Consider the following 21,622-nt stretch of genomic DNA (forward strand, 5'->3'; position numbering starts at 1 on the left):
AGGTAAGTCGTCCTTCTCCTATATGAATAGATCCTCCGCGTTGCTCCTCGCTTTTGTCTTCCTCAGCGGCTGCCAGGCCTTGGCACCCGTGTCGCCGGGGCGTACGCCGCCGGCTGAAGACACCACTCCGGCCCCGGAAAAGCCCAAGGTCTACAGCTCGTTCACCGAAGATACGGTGTTCAGCCTGTTGAGCGCGGAGCTGGCCGGACAGCGAAATCGTTTCGATATCGCGCTGGATAACTACGTGACCCAGGCGATCAACACCCAGGATCCGGGGGTTTCCGAGCGCGCTTTCCGGATTGCCGAGTACCTGGGCGCCGACCAGGCGGCCCTCGACACCTCGCTGATCTGGGCGAAAAACGCCCCGAATGATCTCGAGGCACAACGCGCGGCCGCCATCCAGCTGGCCCGCAGCGGGCGTTATGACGACTCCATGGTCTATATGGAGAAGGTCCTGCAAGGCAAGGGCGACACCCATTTCGACTTTCTCGCCCTGTCGGCCGCCGACACCGACCAGGACACCCGCAACGGCCTGAAGAAAAGTTTCGACCGTCTGCTGGTCAAGCACCCAAAGAACAGCCAGCTGATTTTCGGCAAGGCCCTGTTGCTGCAACAGGACGGCGACACCCAGGCCGCCTTGGCGCTGCTGGAGAAAAACCCGCCGGAAGACGGCGAAATCGCCCCGATCCTGCTGCGCGCACGCTTGCTGCAAGCGCTCAACCGCGGCAAGGAAGCCTTGCCGATCCTGGAAAAAAGCATCAAGCAGTACCCGGACGACAAGCGCCTGCGCCTGACTTACGCGCGCATGCTGGTGGAACAGGACCGCATGGCCGACGCCAAGACCCAGTTCTCCAGCCTGGTGCAGCAATACCCGGAAGATGACGAACTGCGTTTCTCCCTGGCGCTCGTCTGCCTCGAGGCCAAGGCCTGGGATGAAGCCAAGGGTTACCTGGACGAACTGATCGCCCGCGACAGCCATGTCGACTCGGCGCACCTGAACCTGGGCCGCATCGCCGAAGAGCACAACGACCTGCAGACCGCCCTGGATGAATACGCCCAGGTCGGGCCGGGCAACGACTACCTGCCGGCACAACTGCGCCAGACCGATATCCTGGTCACCACCGGGCGCGGCGCCGAGGCATCGAGCAAACTCAAGACGGCCCGCGACGAGCAGCCGGACTACGCGATCCAGCTTTACCTGATCGAGGCCGAGATCCTCTCCGCCAACCATCAGGGCGATCGTGCCTGGAGCGTTCTGCAGCAAGCCCTGTTGCAGTACCCCGACGACCTGAACCTGCTTTACACCCGCGCCATGCAGGCGGAAAAGCGTGACGACCTGGCGCAGATGGAGAAAGACCTGCGCGCTATCCTCAAGCGCGAACCGGACAATGCCATGGCGTTGAACGCCCTCGGCTATACCCTGTCGGACCGCACCACCCGCTATGCCGAAGCCAAGGAACTGATCGAGAAGGCCCACCAGCTGAATCCGGAAGATCCGGCCGTGCTCGACAGCCTTGGCTGGGTGAACTTCCGCCTGGGCAACCTCGACGAAGCCGAACGCCTGCTGCGCCAAGCCCTGGAGCGGTTCCCCGACCAGGAAGTCGCCGCACACCTGGGCGAAGTCCTCTGGGCCAACGGCAAGCAACGCGAAGCCAAGCAAATCTGGGGCAAGTTCCTCAAGGATCAGCCCGACAGCCCACTTCTGCGCAGCACCATCAAGCGCCTGACCGGTTCCGAGACTCTTTAAGCTTATGTTTTTGCGCCACCTCGTTGTTTTCAGCCTGATCGCCCTGCTCGCCGGTTGCGCGGGCTTCGGTGCCCGTGAGTCCGTTGAAGGGCACGGCGACCCGGCCCTCTGGGCCAAGCACAAACAGCAATTGAGCAGCCTCGACGGCTGGCAGATCAATGGCAAGGTCGGTATCCGCGCACCGAAGGATTCCGGTAGCGGCACCCTGTTCTGGCTGCAACGCCAGGATTACTACGACATTCGCCTGTCCGGCCCGTTGGGGCGCGGCGCTGCCCGCCTGACCGGGCGTCCCGGCCAGGTGAGCCTGGAGGTCGCCAACCAGGGCCGCTATGCCGCCACCAGCCCCGAGGCCCTGCTCCAGGAGCAATTGGGCTGGGAGCTGCCGGTGTCCCATCTGGTCTGGTGGGTCCGTGGCCTGCCCGCGCCGGACAGCAAGAGCCGCCTGAGCCTGGACAACGACAGCCGCCTGGCCTCCCTCGAACAGGATGGCTGGCAGGTCGAGTACCTGAGCTACAGCGAGCAGAACGGCTACTGGTTGCCCGAGCGCATCAAGCTGCACGGCCGCGACCTCGACGTGACCCTGGTGATCAAGGACTGGCAGCCGCGCCAGCTGGGCCAGTGACATGAGCGCCGCCCGCCTGACGCTGCCGTCGCCGGCCAAGCTCAACCTGATGCTGCATATCCTTGGTCGCCGCGCGGACGGTTATCACGAGTTGCAGACGTTGTTTCAGTTTCTCGACTACGGCGACGAACTGAGCTTCGCCGCGCGTGACGACGGCGTGATCCAGCTGCACACCGAATTCGAAGGCGTGCCCCACGACAGCAACCTGATCGTGCGCGCCGCGAAAAAACTCCAGGAACAATCGGGCAGCCCCCTGGGCGTGGATATCTGGATCGAAAAAATCCTGCCCATGGGCGGCGGCATCGGCGGCGGCAGCTCGAATGCCGCGACGACTTTGCTCGGCCTCAATCACCTCTGGCAACTGGGCTGGGACGAAGATCGCCTGGCCGCGCTGGGCCTGACACTGGGCGCCGACGTGCCGGTTTTCGTCCGTGGCCACGCGGCTTTCGCCGAAGGCGTGGGGGAAAAACTCACCCCGGTAGACCCCGAAGAACCCTGGTATGTCGTGCTCGTTCCGCAAGTCTCTGTAAGTACAGCAGAAATTTTTTCCGATCCGCTGTTGACACGTGACTCCGCGCCCATTAAAGTGCGCCCCGTTCCCAAGGGAAACAGTCGTAATGACTGCTTGCCGGTTGTCGCAAGGCGTTATCCAGAGGTACGTAACGCTTTGAATTTGTTAGGTAAATTTACCGAAGCAAAGTTAACCGGAACTGGAAGTTGTGTGTTTGGGGCCTTCCCAAACAAAGCTGAAGCTGATAAAGTCTCGGCCCTTCTTACAGAGACCCAAACAGGGTTTGTGGCAAAGGGAAGCAATGTTTCGATGTTGCATCGCAAGCTGCAGAGTCTGCTCTAGGAATCGAGTACTGGGTACTCGTTGCAACAGATACAGGGGCGTCGCCAAGCGGTAAGGCAGCAGGTTTTGATCCTGCCATGCGTTGGTTCGAATCCAGCCGCCCCTGCCATTTTCCTATACTCATCCAGGTTACCCTCAGCCTTCAGGTACTGCGCGTGTCCAAGATGATGGTCTTTACGGGGAACGCTAACCCCGATCTGGCTCGGCGTGTTGTACGTCAGCTGCATATCCCTCTCGGTGACATCTCTGTCGGTAAATTCTCCGACGGCGAAATTACTGCCGAGATCAATGAAAACGTCCGCGGTAAAGACGTCTTCATTATTCAGCCGACGTGTGCTCCGACCAACGATAACCTGATGGAACTCGTCGTGATGGCTGATGCCTTCCGCCGTTCCTCAGCCACTCGAATCACTGCGGTGATCCCTTACTTTGGTTATGCCCGTCAGGATCGCCGTCCGCGTTCCGCGCGTGTGGCTATCAGCGCGAAAGTCGTTGCTGACATGCTCACCGTCGTCGGCATCGACCGTGTTCTCACGGTTGACCTGCACGCAGACCAGATCCAGGGCTTCTTCGATATTCCGGTAGATAACATCTACGGCTCCCCCGTTCTGGTGGATGACATCGAAGACCAACGTTTCGAAAATCTGATGATCGTGTCTCCGGACATTGGTGGCGTCGTGCGTGCACGGGCCGTTGCCAAGTCGCTGGGCGTGGATCTGGGCATCATCGACAAACGTCGTGAGAAGGCCAACCACTCCGAAGTGATGCACATCATCGGTGACGTCGAAGGCCGCACCTGTATTCTCGTCGATGACATGGTCGACACCGCCGGCACCCTGTGCCACGCGGCGAAGGCCCTCAAGGAACATGGCGCTGCCAAGGTCTTTGCCTACTGCACACACCCTGTGCTGTCGGGTCGCGCGATCGAGAACATTGAAAATTCCGTGCTGGACGAGCTGGTGGTGACCAACACCATCCCGCTGTCCGCCGCAGCACAAGCCTGTGCGCGTATCCGTCAACTGGATATCGCACCGGTAGTCGCCGAAGCGGTTCGCCGCATCAGCAACGAAGAATCGATCAGCGCGATGTTCCGCTAAGGGCCCAGCCCTTTCGGATGTCTCGTTGACGAAAAGCGCCCCGCCCCAACACCTGTTGGGGCGGGGCTTTTTTGCCCATACCGCCTTTAGCGCTGGTCGCAAACGCTAGGGTGGATGTGGTTAATTTGGAGAGTCAACATGAACGAATTTACCCTGAATGCTGAAGTGCGTTCCGACCTGGGGAAAGGTGCGAGCCGCCGCCTGCGTCGTCTCGCAAGCCTGGTTCCAGCTGTAGTCTACGGTGGCGAAAAAGCCCCTGAGTCCATCAGCATGCTGGCCAAAGAAGTTGCCAAACTGCTCGAAAACGAAGCGGCTTACAGCCACATCATCGAGCTGAACATCGGCGGCGCCAAGCAGAACGTCATCATCAAGGCACTGCAACGTCACCCGGCCAAAGGCCACGTGCTGCACGCTGACTTCGTCCGCGTTGTCGCCGGTCAGAAACTGTCCGCTCACGTTCCTGTGCACTTCATCAACGAAGCAGCAGCAGTCAAGAAAGGCGGCGAGATTTCCCACGTTGTGGCCGAAGTCGAAGTAACCTGCCTGCCGAAAGATCTGCCTGAGTTCATCGAAGTCGACCTGGCTGATGCCGAAGTCGGTTCGATCATTCACCTGTCGGACCTCAAAGCTCCGAAAGGCGTTGAGTTCGTTGCACTGGCCCACGGTAACGACCTGGCTGTTGCCAACGTTCACGCGCCACGTGTTGCACCAGAAGCCGCTGCCGAGTAATTTTTTACTCCGCAACGTCGGAGTCATGGAAACATCGCGAGCTGGCAAGTAGCGAGTAAAGCGGGCGGGATCGCGAAGTTTGCATCATGTAAATGAGCATGTTTCGTCCACGTTCGCCGCTAGGCTCAATAGCCGCGATGTTATCCACAACTCCTAGGAAGGGCCCCTGTCGTGACTGCCATCAAACTGATCGTTGGCCTGGGAAATCCAGGCACCGAATACGAACAGACCCGGCATAACGCGGGGGCCCTTTTTGTTGAGCGCATCGCCCACGCCCAAGGTGTCAACCTGGTGGCCGATCGCAAATATTTCGGCCTGACCGGGCGCTTCAGTCACCAGGGTCAGGATGTTCGTCTGTTGATCCCCACCACCTACATGAACCGTAGCGGCCAGGCCGTCTCGGCATTGGCTGGATTCTTCCGTATCACGCCTGAAGAAATCCTGGTGGCCCACGACGAACTGGACTTGCCTCCCGGCGTCGCCAAGCTCAAACAGGGCGGCGGACACGGCGGGCACAACGGCCTGCGCGACATCATCGCGCAGCTCGGCAACCAGAATACCTTTCACCGCCTGCGGCTTGGCATTGGCCACCCGGGCGTTGCCAGTATGGTTTCAAATTTTGTCCTGGGTCGTGCGCCACGCGCCGAACAGGAAAAACTCGATGCCAGCATCGATTTTGCCCTCGGCGTGCTGCCGGATATCCTCGCCGGGGAATGGAACCGCGCGATGAAAAACCTGCACAGCCAGAAGGCCTGACTCTTACCCGAGGGGAAACACCATGGGATTCAACTGCGGCATCGTCGGCCTGCCCAACGTCGGCAAATCCACCCTGTTCAACGCCCTGACCAAATCCGGTATCGCGGCGGAGAACTTCCCCTTCTGCACCATCGAGCCGAACAGCGGCATCGTGCCGATGCCCGACCCGCGCCTGCAGGCCCTGGCCGAGATCGTCAAGCCCAAGCGCATCCTGCCGACCACCATGGAATTCGTCGACATCGCCGGCCTGGTGGCCGGCGCCTCGAAGGGTGAAGGCCTGGGCAACAAGTTCCTCGCCAACATCCGCGAGACCGATGCCATTGCCCACGTGGTCCGCTGCTTCGAAGACGAGAACGTGATTCACGTCTCCAACAGCGTCGACCCCAAGCGCGACATCGAGATCATCGACCTGGAACTGATCTTCGCCGACCTCGACAGCTGCGAGAAGCAACTGCAGAAAGTCACGCGCAACGCCAAGGGCGGTGACAAGGACGCCGTGGTGCAAAAGGGCCTGCTGGAGCAGTTGATCGCCCACTTCACCGAAGGCAAGCCGGCGCGCAGCCTGATGAAGAGCATGAGCGACGACGAGAAAGCGGTGATCCGTGGTTTCCACCTGCTGACCACCAAGCCGGTGATGTACATCGCCAACGTTGCTGAAGACGGCTTCGAGAACAACCCGTTGCTGGATGTGGTCCGGGCCATTGCCGAGGAAGAAGGCGCGGTCGTGGTGCCGGTGTGCAACAAGATCGAAGCGGAAATCGCCGAGCTGGAAGACGGCGAGGAGAAGGATATGTTCCTCGAGGCCCTGGGCCTTGAAGAGCCAGGCCTGAACCGCGTGATCCGTGCCGGTTACGAAATGCTTCACCTGCAGACCTACTTCACTGCCGGTGTCGAAGAAGTCCGCGCCTGGACCGTGCGTGTCGGTGCGACCGCGCCACAGGCCGCTGGTGTGATCCACACCGACTTCGAGAAAGGCTTTATCCGCGCCGAAGTGATCGCCTACAACGACTTCATCCAGTACAAGGGCGAAGCCGGGACCAAGGAAGCCGGTAAATGGCGTCTGGAAGGCAAGGAATACATCGTTAAAGACGGCGATGTGATGCACTTCCGTTTTAACGTGTAAGCGTTGCTGGAATCGAAGAAGCCGCGTTGATACGCGGCTTTTTTGTGGGCGTGATATCGACCCGCTATGCGCGACTAGAACAGATAGCCCATGTAGATCGCGGCGCTACCACCGGCCTGCACGCCAGCGTTCATGCCGGCCATGACTACCGCGCCCTTGGCCGACTGCAGCAACTGCCGGTTGACCGTGGCAGAGGCAATGAGCGAGGTCGCCGGGTTGGAACTCACCGCCGCCGCCAACGCCAGCAGCTTGGGATCAAGCCCGAACAACAGGGCCGTGGCCGAACCGCCGACCACCAGACCCGCTGCCACCTCGGTATACAGGCAGGGCCCGGTGATATCGTCATCGGTCAGGTCACGACTGAGCAAGGCGTCGCTGACAAACACCTTGCCGGTACTGGGAAAAGCCTCCGCCGCGCCGGCTGCCCCCACGCTCTTGCCCTTGAGCTGGATATTGATCTTGCCGATACGCGGCAGGCGCGCGCCAAATCCGACACCCACCCCGACGCCACCGTAGCGGTAGCTGACGTCCTTGCCCTGGGGCGAACGCAGGATGATCGAACCGCCACTGCCGGCCAACAGGGCCACGCTCAGACCGCCGCCACTGGCGGTCTGATACTGCCAGCGACTTTCATTGACCGGGATCGGGATCGGGATGTTGTAGCTCATACGTTCAAAGTCCTTTAAGTGAATGAACCGCACCACGACCGCGCTGACGGACACCCCTTGTCAGGCCGGCAATGATGAACACCAGACCGATACCAGCCAGTACCCCGGGAGTGCCCCACAGTGCGGCCGGGTCATCGATAACGGCGCTACTGGCCGGCTGCTCGGGCAGGTAATACACCCGCACCCTCTGATCCTTCTGGTAGCCGAAAATAAACCCGCCCTGGGGGTAGGAGATCTTTTCACCACCGCTGGCGGTGAAGGCAATTTCAGGATGTGAACCACCGGCATTCAAGTGGCTGACGATGCCATCGGCGGTTTGTGCGTGGGCGAGGAATTCGCGTCGATCAAGGGTGAGATTGACGGCAATGCCCAACAAGACGATACCGATCAGGGCAAAGAGCAGACCCTGCAATATCTTCCCGAGGCGTGACGGGGTGGAGTTAGCCATGGCTTCTCTCGGTATTCGTCCATGAAAGAGGATGGTCAGGATAGCAAGAAACCTTCGGGAAGTGCTTTGTACAGCACGACGGGTGAGGCATGTTCGAGTATTGCGACGTGCTGACCGAAGCAAGGAAAGTATTGAGAATCCCAGGACTGACTGAGCTGTAATGAGCTTTATTGAGCCGTAATGAGCCGTAACGAGCTATAACTCGCGCCTGGAGGGCAACCGTTACTCCTTGCTCGCCACCGAGGAGTTGTTCAAGAGTGGCGCTACCGGCTGACGATGAAGCAGACCGAGAACTGGATCAGTGCCGGTCGCCCTTTGCAGGGTTAAGCATGCGTGCAAGTGAGATCGACCAGTTGCCGAGTGCACCTACAGCGCAATCAAGCCAGCGCCACTTCCACCCTGTTGCGCCCAGCTGACTTACCCTCGTAGAGCGCGCGATCGGCCCGCGCAATAGCGTTGCTCAGCGCCTCCTGGGCCCGATATTGGGTAATGCCGATGGACAGGGTCACGCTGACTTTATGACCGTCACTGTCAATCACCAACGCCTGGATCGCCTTGCGTATGCGCTCCGCGCTTACAGCCGCCTGATCAAGATCGGTTTCCGGCAATACCGCCAGAAACTCTTCGCCACCCCAGCGCCCGATAAAATCCTGTTCGCGCATTGAGTGCTTGAGTACCAGGCTCACCGCATCAAGCACCCGGTCGCCGATATCGTGACCGTACTGATCATTGACGTGCTTGAAGTGGTCGATATCCATCAACATCAAGGTCAGGTTGCCGGGGCATCGATGGTGCCGCGCCAGTTCCTTCTCGGTCAGCGCAATCATGTGCCGGCGGTTGAACAGGCCGGTTAAGGAGTCTGTCGTTGCCATCCGCGCCAGGCTCCTGTGGGCACGGGTCACCGTGACCACATAGAACAGCGCCAGGTAGCTGAACATGCAGAACACCACGGTCAGGTTGAAAATGTGCACACCCAACAGGGCATTGGAGGAAATGGGTTGCAGGGGCTGGATGTACCACATGAGCGCATCCAGCCCCACATAGTAGGCCCACAGGCAAGCCGCGAGGATCCAGGCGCTACGGGCACGCATGGTCACGAACAGGGGCGGAATGAACATCAGCAGGAAATAATGGAAGCCGCTTTCCCAGCCAATCAGTACCGTTCCCAACCCTGCGTGCACCAGCACTTCAGCGCGGATCAGCAGGATCGCCAGCCGATTGCGCCGTTGGCTGAACGCGCGATAGGCGTAGACATACATGGCCACGCTGATCACGTTGACCCAGGCCAGGATGGGTGAACCCAGCATGAGAAAAATGAAGAGAAAAGCGACGTCCACAGCACCAGCCAACTGGCAGCAACGCATGGAAAGCTGCCAGAACTCGGGACGCGCATAACTCTTGTGCTGGTTTTCCGGGGAAGTCCCTGACATCAAACCTGTCACCTCAGGTTCCGGTTATGATTCCCGGTCCCTATGTAGGTTGACTACCTGATAGCCGACAGCTAAGTAGAGCCTGAAGTGTAGTGAATCGCCAGGGGATCGGCCAGCCCAAAAATGGCACATTGCCTCTATGATTTGAAGCGCCCCACCAAGCCGTTCAATTCATTCGAGAGGTGCGAAAGCCGGCCCGAGTCTTCCTGTGCGGAACTGGCCAGGCTTTCGACCAATCGCGCCTCGTCGTAGATCTGCTGGATATGCCGATTGATCTCCTCGGCCACGCTGTGCTGCTCTTCCGCCGCTGCCGATATCTGCAGGTTCTGATCGCGGATTTCATTCACCGACTGCTGGATGCCTTCAAAGCTGTCACGGGCACTCTCGATCGAGGACACACTGGCGCGCGACAGGTCCAGGCAGCTTTCCATCTTCTGCGACACTTCTTGGGTCTTGCTGCCGAGCGTACCGAGCAACTGGTCGATTTCCCCGGTGGAGTCGGACGTGCGCTTGGCCAGGGCCCTGACCTCATCCGCGACCACGGCAAAACCCCGCCCCTGGTCACCTGCCCTGGCCGCCTCGATCGCCGCGTTCAGCGCCAGCAGATTGGTCTGCTCGGCGATGGCGCGGATGGTGCCGAGAATCTGGTTGATGTTGCGGCTGCCCTCCTCCAGCTCAACCATGGCCTGGGAAGACTCGGTCAAGCGCCGGCCCAGGCGGCCGACGTTCTGGGTGGTCAATTCGATCTGCTGTTTGCCCTCGGCCACACGCTGGTGTCCGCTCTCGGCGGAGTCGGCGGCCGTGCTGCATGAACGGGCCACTTCGTTGGCGGTGGCGACCATTTCGTTGAAAGCCGTGGACACCAACTCCACCGCTTCACGCTGGCGACCGGCCGCCTGGTTCATGTTGTCGGCCACTTCGCTGTTGACCCGCGAGGCGTCCTGCAAATTGGTCGAGGCGGCGCCGATACGCTGGATCAACTGGCGTATCGCGGCGAGAAACTTGTTGAACCAGCCGGCCAGCTCCGCGGTTTCGTCCTTGCCCTGCACCTCGAGATCACGGCGCAGATCGCCCTCGCCCTCGGCAATCGACTGCAACCCCGTGCTGACCTGGCCGATGGGCTTGACGATGACCCTGGCGAACGCCGCCGCGAGCAGCGCAAAGAGCAACACCAGCACGACCACGATCACCGCCGTCACATAGGTCATGCGCGTAGCCGCGCCCATGACTTCGTTGTACTCGATCAAACCGACATAACGCCAACCCAGGCCGGGGGATGTCCAGACATTGGCCATGTACCTGACCCCATTGATTTCCACCTCGGTGGAACCTTGCGCGGTGGCGGCCAGTTTGGCGTAGGGCTCGCCCAGATCCTTGAGCTGCTTGAAGCTGTGCGCGGCGTCACGGGGGTCGACCAGCACGGTGCCGTCTTCGATCAGCATCACGTAGCCGCTTTCGCCGAGCTTGATGCTTTTGACCAGCTCGGTGAGGTTTTTCAGCGAAACGCTGACGACAAACACACCCTTGGCTTTGCCGGCGTCATCGAGCATTGCCCGGGCAGTGCCGACCAGCGCCACCGCGTCCTTGTCATAGTAGTAAGCGGGGGTTCGCACCGTTTTGCCGGGGCTGGCCATGGCGGCCTTGTACCAGGGGCGCGAACGCGGGTCGTAGTTCGATAGCTGCGGGTCGTCCGGCCATTTGGCGTAGCTGCCATCTTCCAGGCCGATGGACAGGATGGCGGCGGCCGGGTGGGTCGCGCCATAACGGGCGAACGCATCGATCACCCGGCGAGCGGCCGCTGGCAGAGGATGGCTGGCGGCATCCGCGGTTTCATAGTGTTTCAGGCTGGCGACCGATGTGTATACAGGATCAACGGCCATTTGATCGACATTCTGCTGAGATCCATCGAAAAACTGCCGGATATTGCCGTCGATCTGGCGTATTTCACGGGTGCTGCCGTCGATAAACTGATCGACGGCCTGAGCCCGTATATTCAGCACCGATATCACTGCCACAAGGCTCACCGGGATAAAGGCGACCAATACAAAGGCAAGGACAAGCTTGTTTTTTATTTTCATTACGACAATCACCATCCGCGCAAGTGGGGTGCGAATGGCCAGACTACACGGGCAAATAGCGATTTGCCACCCAACCTGGATCAGATGACCAGATACAATATCCGCCGATTTTTCGTATACAAAAATATAAAACATTGTACCAATCGTTAGCGAAGACCTACCGTTTGACCAAGACCGGCCGCCCCTTTTCGAGCGATCCGGCCCTTCAGGCTCAAACTTTTCTGGTCTTCGGCAACAACACCGCCAACACCCCGAACAACGGCAGGAACGAGCACATCGTGTACACGTACTCGATGCCATGAATATCCGCCAGATGCCCCAGCAACGCCGCGCCGATCCCGCCAAAGCCGAACATCAAACCGAAGAACACCCCGGCGATCATCCCGACATTGCCCGGCACCAGTTCCTGGGCAAACACCACGATGGCCGAGAAGGCCGACGCCAGGATAAAGCCGATCACCACACTCAGCACCGTGGTCCAGAACAGGCCCACATAGGGCAGCATCAAGGTGAACGGCGCCACGCCCAGGATCGAGAACCAGATCACCGCCTTGCGCCCGATCTTGTCGCCAATCGGCCCGCCGGCAAAGGTCCCCGCCGCCACCGCGCCGAGAAACAGGAACAGGTGCAGTTGCGAGCTGGCCACCGACAGCTGGAATTTCTCGATCAGGTAAAAGGTGAAGTAGCTGGTGAAGCTGGCCATGTAGAAATACTTGGAGAACACCAGCAAGCCGAGCACCACCAGCGCCCCGATCACTCGATGCTTCGACAACCCGTGAGTGGCCTTCTGGCCCTGCTTGAGCTTGAAAAGATTCAGGTGCGCGCGGTACCAGCGACTGATCCCGTAGAGCACGCCCAGGGCAAACAGCGCGAACAGGCCGAACCAGGCGACATGGCCCTGGCCGAACGGAATGATGATCGCCGCCGCCAGCAACGGGCCAAAGGCAGAACCGGCGTTACCGCCGACCTGGAAACTCGACTGCGCCAGCCCATAACGCCCACCCGAGGCCAGGCGGGCAACCCGTGAAGCTTCCGGATGAAAAGTCGAGGAGCCGACACCGATCAAGGCCGAGGCCAACAGGATCAGCGGGAAACTGCCAACCTGGGACAGCATCAGAATCCCGATCAGCGTGCTGATCATCCCCATCGGCAACAGCAAGGGCTTGGGATGACGGTCGGTATAAAAGCCGACCCAGGGCTGCAACAAGGAAGCCGTCACCTGGAAGGTCAGGGTAATCAGCCCGACCTGGGTAAAGGTCAGGCCATAGTTGGCCTTGAGCATCGGATAGATCGACGGCAAGACCGACTGGATCAGATCGTTGATCAGGTGTGCCAGCGCCACGGCGCCTATAATGCGCATCACCAATGGACTGGTTTGCGGTGACGCCGACGCCAGGGTCGGGCCTTCGGAGGTTTGAGTAAGGGCCATGAAGTGATTCCGTAACACGGATGGATGCACAGTTGCAGGTGCAGCAATGTGCCATTTTTCGGTGCACTCACGCCAGATACTTGCAGAGCTAACAATCGGTTTTTTCCCGATGAAATGGCTGATAGCGTAACGCCATTGGTCTGAATCTTGCGTGCTCTGAGTGCTTACAGCACGCCCCCTTACAAAGGGAGCCGAGAATGGGAAGTTTCGCTACAACGGCTAACCTACACCGCCTCACAGCCGGACTTCCGAAGTATCTAATGACGGCACCCGTTACGATCGCACCAAAATCGTGCGCGGCGCCCTGAGGAGTAGTCGACCATGCACGCTTTTTTATCACCGGGGATTCGACTGCTGGGCCACTTCGGGTTCGCCCGCAAGTTTCAGGTACTGTTCCTGTTGTTCATCGTCCCACTGATGGGCAGCCTGTACCTGATCGGCCAGGATTATCGCAGCAAGCTGGCACTGATCACTGAAGAGCGCGCCGGCGTCCATCAACTGCTCTCCCTCGATTCACTGGACAACCTGCTGGAGGCCCAGCGTGATCGTGCCGCTCGTTGGCGCGCCACGGAAACCAACCGGCAGCCGACACCCGCCACCCTGGCGGCCATGGCAACACTGGACAAGGCCCAACCGGAGATCGACCAGGCCGTCGAGGCACTGGGCAAAACCCTGCAAAGCGAAGGTGCCGATGCCGACACCCTGAAGCGCTACCAGATCCTCCAAGCCGCCCTGAGCGGCCTCGACTCCGCCAGCCTGAGCAAGGTCGGCTGGTGGCCGGACGGCTACGATCGTTTCACCAGCGCCTTGAGTGCACTGCAAGCGCTGCGCGAACAAATCGCCATGGACAGTCGCCTGATCCTCGCCCCCTGGATGGAAACCTACCTGCTCACGCAAATCGCCACCCAGCATGCGCCGGACCTGATCGAACGGGTCGGCCGGCTGGCCAGTGTCGGCCAGGCCTCTGTGGTCTCGGGCCAGTTCAGCCTGCAAAGCCGCCTGCAATTGAAGGACCTGCGTAGTCGTATCGGCGATGCCCGGGACCAGTTGACCAAGACCGGCAACCTGCTGGAAAGCCGTCTGCCGGCGGAGCTGAAAAGCTGGGCCGAGCGTTACCATGCCAGCCTGACGCACCTGGACGAGGGCCTCAAGGTGCTCGACGACGGCATGTTCGGCGGCAGCATCACCCTCAAGCCCGATGGCTTCGAACAGGCCCTGGACAAAATGCTGGGTGAGCTCGCCAGCTTGCGTCAGGACAGCCTCACCTCCCTCGATAGTCGCCTGGACTATTACCACGGCGCGGCCATCCGCCAGTTCAGCCTGTTGGCGGCGATCTTCGGTTGCCTGCTGCTGGCGGCGCTGTACCTGTTCGTCTGCCTGCAAGCCTCGATCCGCCGTAGCGCCAGCGGTATCACCCTGCTGGCCGAATCCCTGCGCGACGGCAACCTCTGCTTGCAAGTGCCGGTGGAGGGGCGTGACGAACTCGCGGCCATCAGCACCGCGTTGAACGTCGCCGTGGTGCAACTGCGTACCAGCCTGCAGGGGGTCGACCATGAAACCCTGCAACTGAGCGCGGCCGTGCGCACCCTCAACACCCACTCCAGCGGTGCCCTCAGCGAGGTCGAGACGCAACAGGCGCAGATCAGCCAGATCGCCGCGGCGGCCACCCAACTGGCGGCCACCTCCCAGGGCGTGGCGCAGAGTTGCGAACAGGCTTCCGGCAGTGCCCAGAACACCCAGCGCATTGCCTCGGAAAGTAGTCGCGACAGCCAACGCACCACCGCCAGCATCCAGCAGTTGAATCAACGCCTCAACGAAACGGCAGCCGCATTGGGCCGGGTCAGCGAGCAGGGCCAGCAGATCCAGCTGGTGGTCGACACCATTCGTGGGGTGGCCGAACAGACCAACCTGCTGGCCCTGAACGCCGCTATCGAAGCGGCGCGGGCCGGCGAGCAAGGGCGGGGCTTTGCGGTGGTGGCGGATGAGGTGCGCAGCCTGTCCCAGCGCACGCAATCGTCCACCGCGCAGATCGCCAGCACCGTCGACAGCCTGCGCTCCACGGTCAGCCAGGCGGTGACCTTGATGGAAGCGGCCTGTATCCAGGCCGAGACCGACGCCCAATCGGTGACCGGACTGGGTCAGCGCCTGGTGGAAATCGCCGGCGCGGTGCAGACCGTCACCGACACCCTGGCGCAGATCGCCACGGCGGTGGACGAACAGGCGAGCACGGCGGATGAGGTCAGCGGCAATATCCAGCAAATCGACCAGGCGGCCGTACGGCTGCTGGAAGGGGCTCGCGCCGTTAACCGCGCGGCGGACAGCCTGAGCGAAGGCAGCAAGGCTCTGAGCGACAATACCGGGCGTTTCCGCCTGAGTTGAGACGGCGTTGGCCCGCGGTTTTCACCGTCGGGCCTTAACCGGTTGATAGCGCAGAGAAAATTTTCAGATATTTGCTTGACACAATTGCGTTACCGGCGAATAATGCGCGCCACTTGGCTACATAGCTCAGTTGGTTAGAGCATAGCATTCATAATGCTGGGGTCCGGGGTTCAAGTCCCTGTGTAGCCACCAAGTACTAAAAACGGCTTACCGAAAGGTAGGCCGTTTTTTTATGCCTGGAGAAAAGTGCCAGGCCGGGCAAGCCGCTCCCGACCTCAAAAAGGCAGGTCTCGGCGGCCTGAAAAAGCCGTGCGTCTCTGGAAAGCCCGCCCGGGATAAAGGGCAGGGATTTGCCGCCCAAGACCGACTGGATAAGCGCCGACTCAAGGTAAATCATACGGTAGCGAAAGCCGGCTTCGGTACAGGTGTCACTGGCCATGGTAACTTCATTACCTTCGAGACAGGACCTCCAGCTCAACCATGAAAATGCCCGACATCGACGCTATCCAGGCGTTTGTCCTGGTCGCGGAGCTCAAGAGCTTCACCCGCGCCGCGGATGTTATAGGCGGCACCCAGGCAGCCATCAGCCTGAAGATAAAGCGGCTGGAAGAAACCCTGGGGCGCAAGCTGCTGGAACGCACGCCGCGGCGGGTAACGCTATCTGCCCATGGGCAGACTTTCTTGGCCAGCGCACGGCATTTGCTGGATAACTACCAGCAAGCGCTGAACTGCTTCGGCAAGCAGAAACGCACCCTGCGGGTCGGCGTCAGCCATCACATTGTCGGGGCCGATCTCACCCTATGGCTGCGACGTATGGCGAACACCGACCCGGAGGTTATCGTCGCCTTCAGCCTGGGCACTTCCCGGGACATGCTGGAGAACTACGAGCAGGGCAAGCTGGATGTGGCCTTGATCCTGAGGCACGACAACCGACGCCAGGACGGTGAGGTGATTGGCGCGGCACGATTTAGCTGGATGGCTGCACGCGACTTCGAACTGCCGCCCGGAGCACCTTTACCCCTGGCGATACAACCGGCGCCCTGTGGCATGCGGAGCATGGTGATGGCGGTGCTACAAACACAGAATCGCCCTTGGGAAGAGGTCTTTGTCGGCAGCGGGATTCTGGCCATCGGCGCAGCCGTCGCCGCCGGCATCGGAATAGGCGCGATGGTCGGGCGCATGGCTCCAAACGGCTGCGTCGACGCGGCACAGCGGATCGACCTGCCGCCCCTGCCCTCTCGCGAAATCGTGCTCTACACCGCGCAGCGCGACGCCCAGGCGCAAGCGCTGATCAGTACTTTGAGCGCAGACATTTCAACTGGTTGAGCTAGAAGAATAAGCGCCCAGTCAAGGCCATCATCATCGTCAGGCTCAGCAAACCCAGGCTGACGAGGACGAATGCCGCGAGATGTACAAGTACGATCATGAGCGACCGCATTCGATACTGTTCCATATTGGCTTCCTTGGTGGGCTCCAGAAGCAGCAGTATGGGGAGGGGGATAGTGCGTGAAACAGACGTCGCGGGCTATTTCAGTGATAACCAAGTACTAAAAACGACTTACCGAAAGGTAGGCCGTTTTTTTATGTCTGGAGAAAAGTGGCGGCGCTGGTGATCGGTCTTCCCGAGAGTGTCAGATTTTTTGTGTGCAGGCTGGTAATGGCCTCCGTTAGGCAGGCCTTTGTTTCACCTTGGCGGCCAGATCGTAGCGTGACCTGGGACGCATTGGTTCCGATCCCACCTCCCGGCAGCAAGGTGTTGCTCTGTGAAGACATTGCTGGAGCCGGGCGCCCGGAGATAGATCGCGCGCGCACTCAAGCGTGGCTGTCCCAGCACGGCCATGGCGAGACGCCAATGATCATGAGAGACACCCAGAGCAGGTTGCCTCCTACAAGGCCCAAGCGACTCTGCAACTGGGGTGTCCACACTTTGAAATGTTTGTTTGTGCCTCAGTGATACTCCAACGCCGCCAGTACATGCCCAGGATCATTATACAAGGCTCGCAACAACGCCCTTGCCGGCCCTTCCGGCTCACGTCGCCCCTGCTCCCAGTTCTGAAGCGTCCCCACCGGCACATCAATCGCTTTCGCGAAACGTGCTTGAGAAAGCCCAGTAGCCTGCCTGATCATTTTGACCTTCATAGAATCGACGTGAAATTCGCGGGAAGGTGAGCGCTCGCCACGATCAATTTCATCCATCTGGGTCATGCTTTCGACCAGGCGGTTGAATAGATTTTTTTCCATCAGCTCCACCCTTTGTTCAAATCACTCAAGATCTTCTTTTCCGCCGGAGAAAGATCATCCTTGATTCCCTTGCGGTAGATCAGGATCAGCCTGATCTGGTAGGCCTCAGAAATGTGGTAATAGATCACTCTGACCCCGCCACTCTTGCCTTTGCCATTCGCGGCCCAACGAACCTTTCTCAGACCGTTGGTGCCCTGTATCAGATCACCCGTCGATGGGTTCTCAGCCAGATATTCTTGAAATTCGCTGTAGCTTTCATCACTCAGAAGAGCCGTGAGGTCTTCCGTAAAAATGGGAGACTCAATGAATATCATTTTTACGCCTATACGTCATTGGCGCACAGCCAGATTAGTCGCTCAGTTGCGGTTACGCAACATGCAGCCGACCATCCACCTGAGAACGTACTCACGCACAGTAAGTGGTTTTCGAGGAAGGCAGTGCGGCTTGAGGAGTTCGAACCACGAGACGCCAGGGCTCGCGATACGCTCAGATGGAGTCCACCATGATGAGGGCGGTCGCCAGTTTATGAACTGCACGCTTTCCAGCCGATCAGAACGGCCAGCGATGGCCGGACACACAACCTATGTCTTTCGAGGCACGCTGGCTGTAAGAAAGCGCTCTCCTCCAGCGCTCTTCAAAGGCCAGCAAGACGCCTCCCTTTCCATCGTCTGAAATTTCCTAGAAACTTCCGCCCTGTTGCGCCTGCCGATTTCGGTGGCTAGCCTTGAGTCGTCACTGCCAAATGCAGTGATCGGGTTTAGCAGCTCGGATTCGATTGGCGCACAGCGCCCCCTTTAGTCAGGCGCTTTTTATTGCCTGCCTTTTATGGTGGCTGTGCGCAGGGCACCTTCGGGTGCGCCGGGTTCTCCAATCGACCGGTCTGCTAACCTGCGTACAGCTGCCACCCCAAAATCGTTTAGCAGCGATGGTGTCAGCTCCAACCGATTTGATTGGAGATTCATCATGTTCAAGGTAACGCCCAATCCACCCGCCTCATCCGGCATGGAAACCATCGACCCACAAGCTGTCGACCGCGCCCTGGCTCACTACATACAGCCAGAAGGCCACGCACCAAGGCCTCCCAGCTCGATAGCACCGCACAAACACCCAGTCACCTCCCAAAGCCGCGAAGACGCCCTGATCAACGCCAGCTCGATCCTCGACTCCGCTGCCGCCACCGCCTATGAAAATGCCGACAACCTCACAGGTGCCAACCGCAAGGTGGCGATGGGTATCGTGCATCTGATCGAGCTGGCACAGCGGCAGGTAGACTCGGTGATTGAAGAAATAGCCGTGCCGGGCTGACAAGAGCAGTGCAATGGGGGCACCTGGCTAAATGCCCTCTCCTTTTTACCATCCAAAAGCCCTTGCTATTAGCCCCACAAAAAGCCCCGGGCGCTCGCAATGCTCTGGGGCTTTGACCTTGTCCCTGAAAAACGTATTCCTTACCAGCGCCCAACGTCGCCGCAAGGATATGGCGTGGCTAAGCCCAAGGCAGATCGCGCAAAGCATGCGCCAGCGGCCTATTTGTCTAATTGATTTATCTATTTAAATGAGTTGGCCGCCTGTTTCCTGATTATTTAGATTATCGAATTCCCCGCACAGAAAACCAGCACCGACACCGCGCTGACACGGATCGTGGCGGTGTTCGGCGTGGTGAAGCGTTACTGTGTTTATCTGTTCACGAAGCGCCTGTCTAGCGAGGCAACCGTCCTATCTGTGTAGTTTGAAGGAACCGAATAAAGAATTTGGTACAGATTTCAAAAAAAACCACCATACAGATGACCATCTGATTAGTTGTACGGTGAAAAAAACAACGGTCTGGATCTTAGTTTTTCGGTAAAAACGGTAAAAAATATCACGTCATGGATATTGACCACTCTCTAACAAACACCAACAAGCCAATAAATAATGGCGAATTTATCACTATCTATAAGCACTCAAATACTTTAAATAAATCAAGTTATGAGCCCGCTAGCGTCGCTTTCAACCACTGTTCTTTTGAAAACGCCCACTCAATGGATGAGCTCGCCGTGAACAAAACAGCTGAATTCAACAACCGCCAGGATAATAAAGCCTCACAACTGAAAGCACGAAATGCGTCGAGAATGGCTGAAATAAGCCGTCCACATTTCGACGGCACTTATGAAAAAAGCCTGATGGGCGTGTCTTGCAGAGTTTTCGAGAACCGACGCATCGAGATTGCCACCCGCGCAAGGGAGGTGATCGATTACACCCGATACGGCTACCTCAGCCTGGACAGTCATCCCAAAGTGCTCGCAATAGCGCTCGCCAACTTTGCCTCGGTCCTTCAGACATACAGGTGCTGAGCATGAATATCGCCAACTGGCTGGACCAAGCCGGCCTTCGCTACCCGAAGCATCCCGCCTTGTTCGAGGGCCGGCAGCAAGTCGCCAACTATGGCGACTTTGTCGCTCTGGTCCGGCACCGAGCTGCGTATCTGATCGACGAGCACGGCATTGCCCCCGGCGACCGTGTCGCGCTGTCCATGAAGAACTGTTGCGAATACCTCGAACTGCTCTACGCCATCTGGTGGGCCGGTGCCGTGGCGGTGCCGATCAACTGCAAGCTGCACCCAGTCGAAGTCGGCTGGATCGTGCGCAACTCGCAGTCTCGGCTGATTTTCACCGATGGCGGCCAGGTGTTCGCGCCCGGAGCCCTGCCCCAGGAGTGTCGAGAGCTGGATCGAGAGGACATGGGAGCACTCACATCAATCACTTCGCCACCGGACACGCCTTGTCCGCGTCAGGCCGATGACGTGGCCTGGTTATTCTACACCTGCAGCCCCACTGATCACTCCCAGGGGGTGATGCTGAGCCACGGTGACATGACGGCCATGTCGCAAGACTGTACGCCCGATGTCGATCCGATCGACGCCATGGTGTATGCCGCGACAATGTCTCACTGCGCCGGACTCTACAGCCTGATCCATGTGCGTCGGGGCGCTCGCCATGTCGTCCCGGAGTCCCGCGACTTCAAGGCCGACGAGCTGTTCGAACTGGCGAGCAGGTTCGGCAATATCACGTTGTTCGTGGCTCCCGCCATGTTCACAGACATGGTCGAACAGGCCCGCCGCCAAGGCTACGACGGCAAGGGAATCAAGACAATCATCTATGGCGACGCGCCCATCTACCCGATAGATCTGCGCAACGTACTGCTCAGGAACAACTACGGCGAGCTCCTCAAGACGGAGCTGAGCCTGTGGTTGAAGGTGAGCGCCAATGACGCCAGTGTTCCCTGAAGAACGTTTTCGCCGATAGCCGAACCTTCGGCGGGATCGACCCTACAGCAGTTCATCCAACTGGGGCTGGTAGAGATCGTCATTGCCACATGGAGGGAGGGCTTACGTGAAAATAACGACCGTTATAACAAGGGCCATACTTCTCGTTCAGGAAACTTAAACGCTCACTGACACACGATGTCGGGCCGCCTACTCACTCATGTTCTCTTGCACCTGCACGCAGGATCAAAAGCAAGTTAAACAGTGTACAAAAACCCCCACACAGACCCGACATTACGCTGATAAAGCCGACAAAGTAGTGGTGTTAACCTCTGATCAGCTTCGGGACTTTCCCGCAGCCGGCCCCTCTGAATGGTCAAATAATTCAGAGACTACAAATGACTACCTGCGCCTCTCGTTCCGACTCACGCAGGCTTTCCCAATATTCCGGAGGTCACGATGTCTATCGGTGCAATCTCAGCTTCGATTTCAACCCCCACCACCGCCACCACCCAGGCCGCGACAACCGCTGCGAACCAGGCCGCTACGCAATCCGCGACCACCAGCACCACCGCCAGCAGCACCGCGGCAACCCATAAGCACCATCACCGCCACGCCGCACAAAGCAGCACCAGCAGCGACAGCGAAAGCACAACCGCTTCGGCCAAACCGTCTGTAAGCGGCAGCGGGCAGAGCATCGGCGAGACCATCAGCGTCACCGCCTAAGCGCTGCTCAAGCCCGTCAAAACAACAAACCCCGCTTCGGCGGGGTTTGTCGTTA

The 21,622-nt window shown here is 59.2% G+C and carries 22 protein-coding genes, 2 tRNA genes and 1 pseudogene; 16 read left to right on the forward strand and 9 right to left on the reverse strand.

The genetic code is table 11. The features are described 5' to 3' along the window. Nucleotides 1-22 precede the first annotated feature (22 nt). The 8 genes from HX830_RS16110 (at nucleotide 23) to ychF (ending at nucleotide 6,927) form a co-directional block, all read left to right on the forward strand. Entirely contained in the window at nucleotides 23-1,747 is a 1,725-nt protein-coding gene (locus HX830_RS16110) for a tetratricopeptide repeat protein (RefSeq protein ID WP_103497634.1), read from the forward strand. A 4-nt stretch (nucleotides 1,748-1,751) separates the two neighbouring features. Then, nucleotides 1,752-2,369 carry a lipoprotein insertase outer membrane protein LolB gene (gene lolB, locus HX830_RS16115; protein ID WP_177101174.1) on the forward strand — a complete coding sequence of 206 codons (618 nt, stop codon included), beginning with the start codon at nucleotides 1,752-1,754 and terminating at the stop codon, nucleotides 2,367-2,369. Between the two features lies 1 nt (nucleotide 2,370). Beyond that, complete coding sequence (ispE, locus tag HX830_RS16120; RefSeq protein WP_103497636.1) at nucleotides 2,371-3,222, forward strand: 4-(cytidine 5'-diphospho)-2-C-methyl-D-erythritol kinase; 852 nt, start codon at nucleotides 2,371-2,373, stop codon at nucleotides 3,220-3,222. Between the two features lie 34 nt (nucleotides 3,223-3,256). Further along, a tRNA-Gln gene (locus tag HX830_RS16125) sits at nucleotides 3,257-3,331 on the forward strand. Between the two features lie 46 nt (nucleotides 3,332-3,377). Then, nucleotides 3,378-4,319, forward strand: a complete 942-nt coding sequence (locus HX830_RS16130; protein WP_003171603.1) for a ribose-phosphate pyrophosphokinase — start codon at nucleotides 3,378-3,380, stop codon at nucleotides 4,317-4,319. Nucleotides 4,320-4,457: 138 nt separating this feature from the next. Continuing rightward, the gene (locus tag HX830_RS16135; protein WP_152740082.1) at nucleotides 4,458-5,048 is read left to right on the forward strand and encodes a 50S ribosomal protein L25/general stress protein Ctc; all 591 of its coding nucleotides are present in this window, start codon (nucleotides 4,458-4,460) and stop codon (nucleotides 5,046-5,048) included. A gap of 171 nt (nucleotides 5,049-5,219) precedes the next feature. Beyond that, entirely contained in the window at nucleotides 5,220-5,804 is a 585-nt protein-coding gene (gene pth, locus HX830_RS16140) for an aminoacyl-tRNA hydrolase (RefSeq protein WP_100942297.1), read from the forward strand. Nucleotides 5,805-5,826: 22 nt separating this feature from the next. Next, nucleotides 5,827-6,927 carry a redox-regulated ATPase YchF gene (gene ychF, locus HX830_RS16145; protein ID WP_103496901.1) on the forward strand — a complete coding sequence of 367 codons (1,101 nt, stop codon included), beginning with the start codon at nucleotides 5,827-5,829 and terminating at the stop codon, nucleotides 6,925-6,927. Between the two features lie 74 nt (nucleotides 6,928-7,001). Here ychF and HX830_RS16150 read toward each other — a convergent pair whose 3' ends face one another. The 5 genes and pseudogenes from HX830_RS16150 to HX830_RS32730 form a co-directional block, all read right to left on the reverse strand. Beyond that, nucleotides 7,002-7,595, reverse strand: coding sequence for a hypothetical protein (locus HX830_RS16150; RefSeq protein WP_152740083.1), 594 nt, complete (start codon nucleotides 7,593-7,595; stop codon nucleotides 7,002-7,004). A 4-nt stretch (nucleotides 7,596-7,599) separates the two neighbouring features. Beyond that, nucleotides 7,600-8,043: a DUF3592 domain-containing protein gene (locus HX830_RS16155; protein ID WP_152740084.1), complete on the reverse strand. Its 444-nt coding sequence runs from the start codon at nucleotides 8,041-8,043 to the stop codon at nucleotides 7,600-7,602. 377 nt (nucleotides 8,044-8,420) lie between these two features. Further along, nucleotides 8,421-9,473: a GGDEF domain-containing protein gene (locus tag HX830_RS16160; RefSeq protein ID WP_152740085.1), complete on the reverse strand. Its 1,053-nt coding sequence runs from the start codon at nucleotides 9,471-9,473 to the stop codon at nucleotides 8,421-8,423. A 137-nt stretch (nucleotides 9,474-9,610) separates the two neighbouring features. Then, nucleotides 9,611-10,378 (reverse strand): methyl-accepting chemotaxis protein, encoded by a 768-nt coding sequence (locus HX830_RS32725; protein ID WP_432443527.1) that lies wholly within the window; start codon nucleotides 10,376-10,378, stop codon nucleotides 9,611-9,613. An 87-nt stretch (nucleotides 10,379-10,465) separates the two neighbouring features. Beyond that, nucleotides 10,466-11,353 (reverse strand): annotated as a pseudogene (locus HX830_RS32730) (cache domain-containing protein); the annotation flags it as partial. Here HX830_RS32730 and HX830_RS32140 point away from each other — a divergent pair. Beyond that, nucleotides 11,354-11,701: a hypothetical protein gene (locus HX830_RS32140; protein WP_256350531.1), complete on the forward strand. Its 348-nt coding sequence runs from the start codon at nucleotides 11,354-11,356 to the stop codon at nucleotides 11,699-11,701. 61 nt (nucleotides 11,702-11,762) lie between these two features. Here the strand turns inward: HX830_RS32140 and HX830_RS16170 are convergent, their stop codons facing one another. Next, on the reverse strand, nucleotides 11,763-12,980 hold the full coding sequence (locus HX830_RS16170) for an MFS transporter (protein WP_177101176.1): 1,218 nt from the start codon (nucleotides 12,978-12,980) through the stop codon (nucleotides 11,763-11,765). Nucleotides 12,981-14,204: 1,224 nt separating this feature from the next. On the opposite strand from HX830_RS16170, the gene HX830_RS32510 reads away from it, so the two are divergent. After that, entirely contained in the window at nucleotides 14,205-15,359 is a 1,155-nt protein-coding gene (locus HX830_RS32510) for a methyl-accepting chemotaxis protein (RefSeq protein ID WP_370868288.1), read from the forward strand. Between the two features lie 115 nt (nucleotides 15,360-15,474). Beyond that, nucleotides 15,475-15,551: transfer RNA gene (locus tag HX830_RS16180), tRNA-Met, on the forward strand. 4 nt (nucleotides 15,552-15,555) lie between these two features. Here the strand turns inward: HX830_RS16180 and HX830_RS32515 are convergent. Continuing rightward, nucleotides 15,556-15,798: a hypothetical protein gene (locus HX830_RS32515; RefSeq protein ID WP_371317530.1), complete on the reverse strand. Its 243-nt coding sequence runs from the start codon at nucleotides 15,796-15,798 to the stop codon at nucleotides 15,556-15,558. 41 nt (nucleotides 15,799-15,839) lie between these two features. On the opposite strand from HX830_RS32515, the gene HX830_RS16190 reads away from it, so the two are divergent. Further along, nucleotides 15,840-16,685, forward strand: coding sequence for a LysR family transcriptional regulator (locus tag HX830_RS16190; protein WP_256350518.1), 846 nt, complete (start codon nucleotides 15,840-15,842; stop codon nucleotides 16,683-16,685). A gap of 621 nt (nucleotides 16,686-17,306) precedes the next feature. On the opposite strand, the gene HX830_RS16195 is transcribed toward HX830_RS16190, so the two are convergent. Next, nucleotides 17,307-17,600, reverse strand: a complete 294-nt coding sequence (locus tag HX830_RS16195; protein WP_177101177.1) for a helix-turn-helix domain-containing protein — start codon at nucleotides 17,598-17,600, stop codon at nucleotides 17,307-17,309. Beyond that, nucleotides 17,600-17,914 carry a hypothetical protein gene (locus HX830_RS16200; RefSeq protein WP_177101179.1) on the reverse strand — a complete coding sequence of 105 codons (315 nt, stop codon included), beginning with the start codon at nucleotides 17,912-17,914 and terminating at the stop codon, nucleotides 17,600-17,602. The genes HX830_RS16195 and HX830_RS16200 overlap by 1 nt, the downstream gene beginning before the upstream one ends. Before the next feature lie 649 nt (nucleotides 17,915-18,563). On the opposite strand from HX830_RS16200, the gene HX830_RS16205 reads away from it, so the two are divergent. The 4 genes from HX830_RS16205 (at nucleotide 18,564) to HX830_RS16220 (ending at nucleotide 21,567) form a co-directional block, all read left to right on the forward strand. After that, nucleotides 18,564-18,905, forward strand: coding sequence for a DUF6124 family protein (locus HX830_RS16205; RefSeq protein ID WP_177101181.1), 342 nt, complete (start codon nucleotides 18,564-18,566; stop codon nucleotides 18,903-18,905). A gap of 560 nt (nucleotides 18,906-19,465) precedes the next feature. Then, the gene (locus HX830_RS16210; protein WP_177101183.1) at nucleotides 19,466-19,930 is read left to right on the forward strand and encodes a hypothetical protein; all 465 of its coding nucleotides are present in this window, start codon (nucleotides 19,466-19,468) and stop codon (nucleotides 19,928-19,930) included. A 2-nt stretch (nucleotides 19,931-19,932) separates the two neighbouring features. After that, nucleotides 19,933-20,862 (forward strand): AMP-binding protein, encoded by a 930-nt coding sequence (locus tag HX830_RS16215; protein ID WP_177101185.1) that lies wholly within the window; start codon nucleotides 19,933-19,935, stop codon nucleotides 20,860-20,862. Between the two features lie 438 nt (nucleotides 20,863-21,300). Next, nucleotides 21,301-21,567: a hypothetical protein gene (locus HX830_RS16220; RefSeq protein WP_103497528.1), complete on the forward strand. Its 267-nt coding sequence runs from the start codon at nucleotides 21,301-21,303 to the stop codon at nucleotides 21,565-21,567. The last annotated feature ends 55 nt before the right edge of the window (nucleotides 21,568-21,622 follow it).

It is taken from the genome of Pseudomonas gingeri (genome assembly GCF_013385425.1).
Taxonomy (GTDB): Bacteria; Pseudomonadota; Gammaproteobacteria; order Pseudomonadales; family Pseudomonadaceae; genus Aquipseudomonas; species Aquipseudomonas gingeri_D.

What these genes read in the sequence shown, in the direction of transcription:
- HX830_RS16110 (WP_103497634.1), top strand. Translation starts at nt 23, where the DNA reads ATGAATAGATCCTCCGCGTTGCTCCTCGCTTTTGTCTTCCTCAGCGGC.
- lolB (WP_177101174.1), top strand. Translation starts at nt 1,752, where the DNA reads ATGTTTTTGCGCCACCTCGTTGTTTTCAGCCTGATCGCCCTGCTCGCC.
- ispE (WP_103497636.1), top strand. Translation starts at nt 2,371, where the DNA reads ATGAGCGCCGCCCGCCTGACGCTGCCGTCGCCGGCCAAGCTCAACCTG.
- HX830_RS16135 (WP_152740082.1), top strand. Translation starts at nt 4,458, where the DNA reads ATGAACGAATTTACCCTGAATGCTGAAGTGCGTTCCGACCTGGGGAAA.
- ychF (WP_103496901.1), top strand. Translation starts at nt 5,827, where the DNA reads ATGGGATTCAACTGCGGCATCGTCGGCCTGCCCAACGTCGGCAAATCC.
- HX830_RS16150 (WP_152740083.1), bottom strand. Translation starts at nt 7,595, where the DNA reads ATGAGCTACAACATCCCGATCCCGATCCCGGTCAATGAAAGTCGCTGG.
- HX830_RS16155 (WP_152740084.1), bottom strand. Translation starts at nt 8,043, where the DNA reads ATGGCTAACTCCACCCCGTCACGCCTCGGGAAGATATTGCAGGGTCTG.
- HX830_RS16160 (WP_152740085.1), bottom strand. Translation starts at nt 9,473, where the DNA reads ATGTCAGGGACTTCCCCGGAAAACCAGCACAAGAGTTATGCGCGTCCC.
- HX830_RS32725 (WP_432443527.1), bottom strand. Translation starts at nt 10,378, where the DNA reads ATGAACCAGGCGGCCGGTCGCCAGCGTGAAGCGGTGGAGTTGGTGTCC.
- HX830_RS16170 (WP_177101176.1), bottom strand. Translation starts at nt 12,980, where the DNA reads ATGGCCCTTACTCAAACCTCCGAAGGCCCGACCCTGGCGTCGGCGTCA.
- HX830_RS32510 (WP_370868288.1), top strand. Translation starts at nt 14,205, where the DNA reads ATGCTGGGTGAGCTCGCCAGCTTGCGTCAGGACAGCCTCACCTCCCTC.
- HX830_RS32515 (WP_371317530.1), bottom strand. Translation starts at nt 15,798, where the DNA reads ATGGCCAGTGACACCTGTACCGAAGCCGGCTTTCGCTACCGTATGATT.
- HX830_RS16190 (WP_256350518.1), top strand. Translation starts at nt 15,840, where the DNA reads ATGAAAATGCCCGACATCGACGCTATCCAGGCGTTTGTCCTGGTCGCG.
- HX830_RS16195 (WP_177101177.1), bottom strand. Translation starts at nt 17,600, where the DNA reads ATGGAAAAAAATCTATTCAACCGCCTGGTCGAAAGCATGACCCAGATG.
- HX830_RS16200 (WP_177101179.1), bottom strand. Translation starts at nt 17,914, where the DNA reads ATGATATTCATTGAGTCTCCCATTTTTACGGAAGACCTCACGGCTCTT.
- HX830_RS16205 (WP_177101181.1), top strand. Translation starts at nt 18,564, where the DNA reads ATGTTCAAGGTAACGCCCAATCCACCCGCCTCATCCGGCATGGAAACC.
- HX830_RS16210 (WP_177101183.1), top strand. Translation starts at nt 19,466, where the DNA reads ATGGATATTGACCACTCTCTAACAAACACCAACAAGCCAATAAATAAT.
- HX830_RS16215 (WP_177101185.1), top strand. Translation starts at nt 19,933, where the DNA reads ATGAATATCGCCAACTGGCTGGACCAAGCCGGCCTTCGCTACCCGAAG.
- HX830_RS16220 (WP_103497528.1), top strand. Translation starts at nt 21,301, where the DNA reads ATGTCTATCGGTGCAATCTCAGCTTCGATTTCAACCCCCACCACCGCC.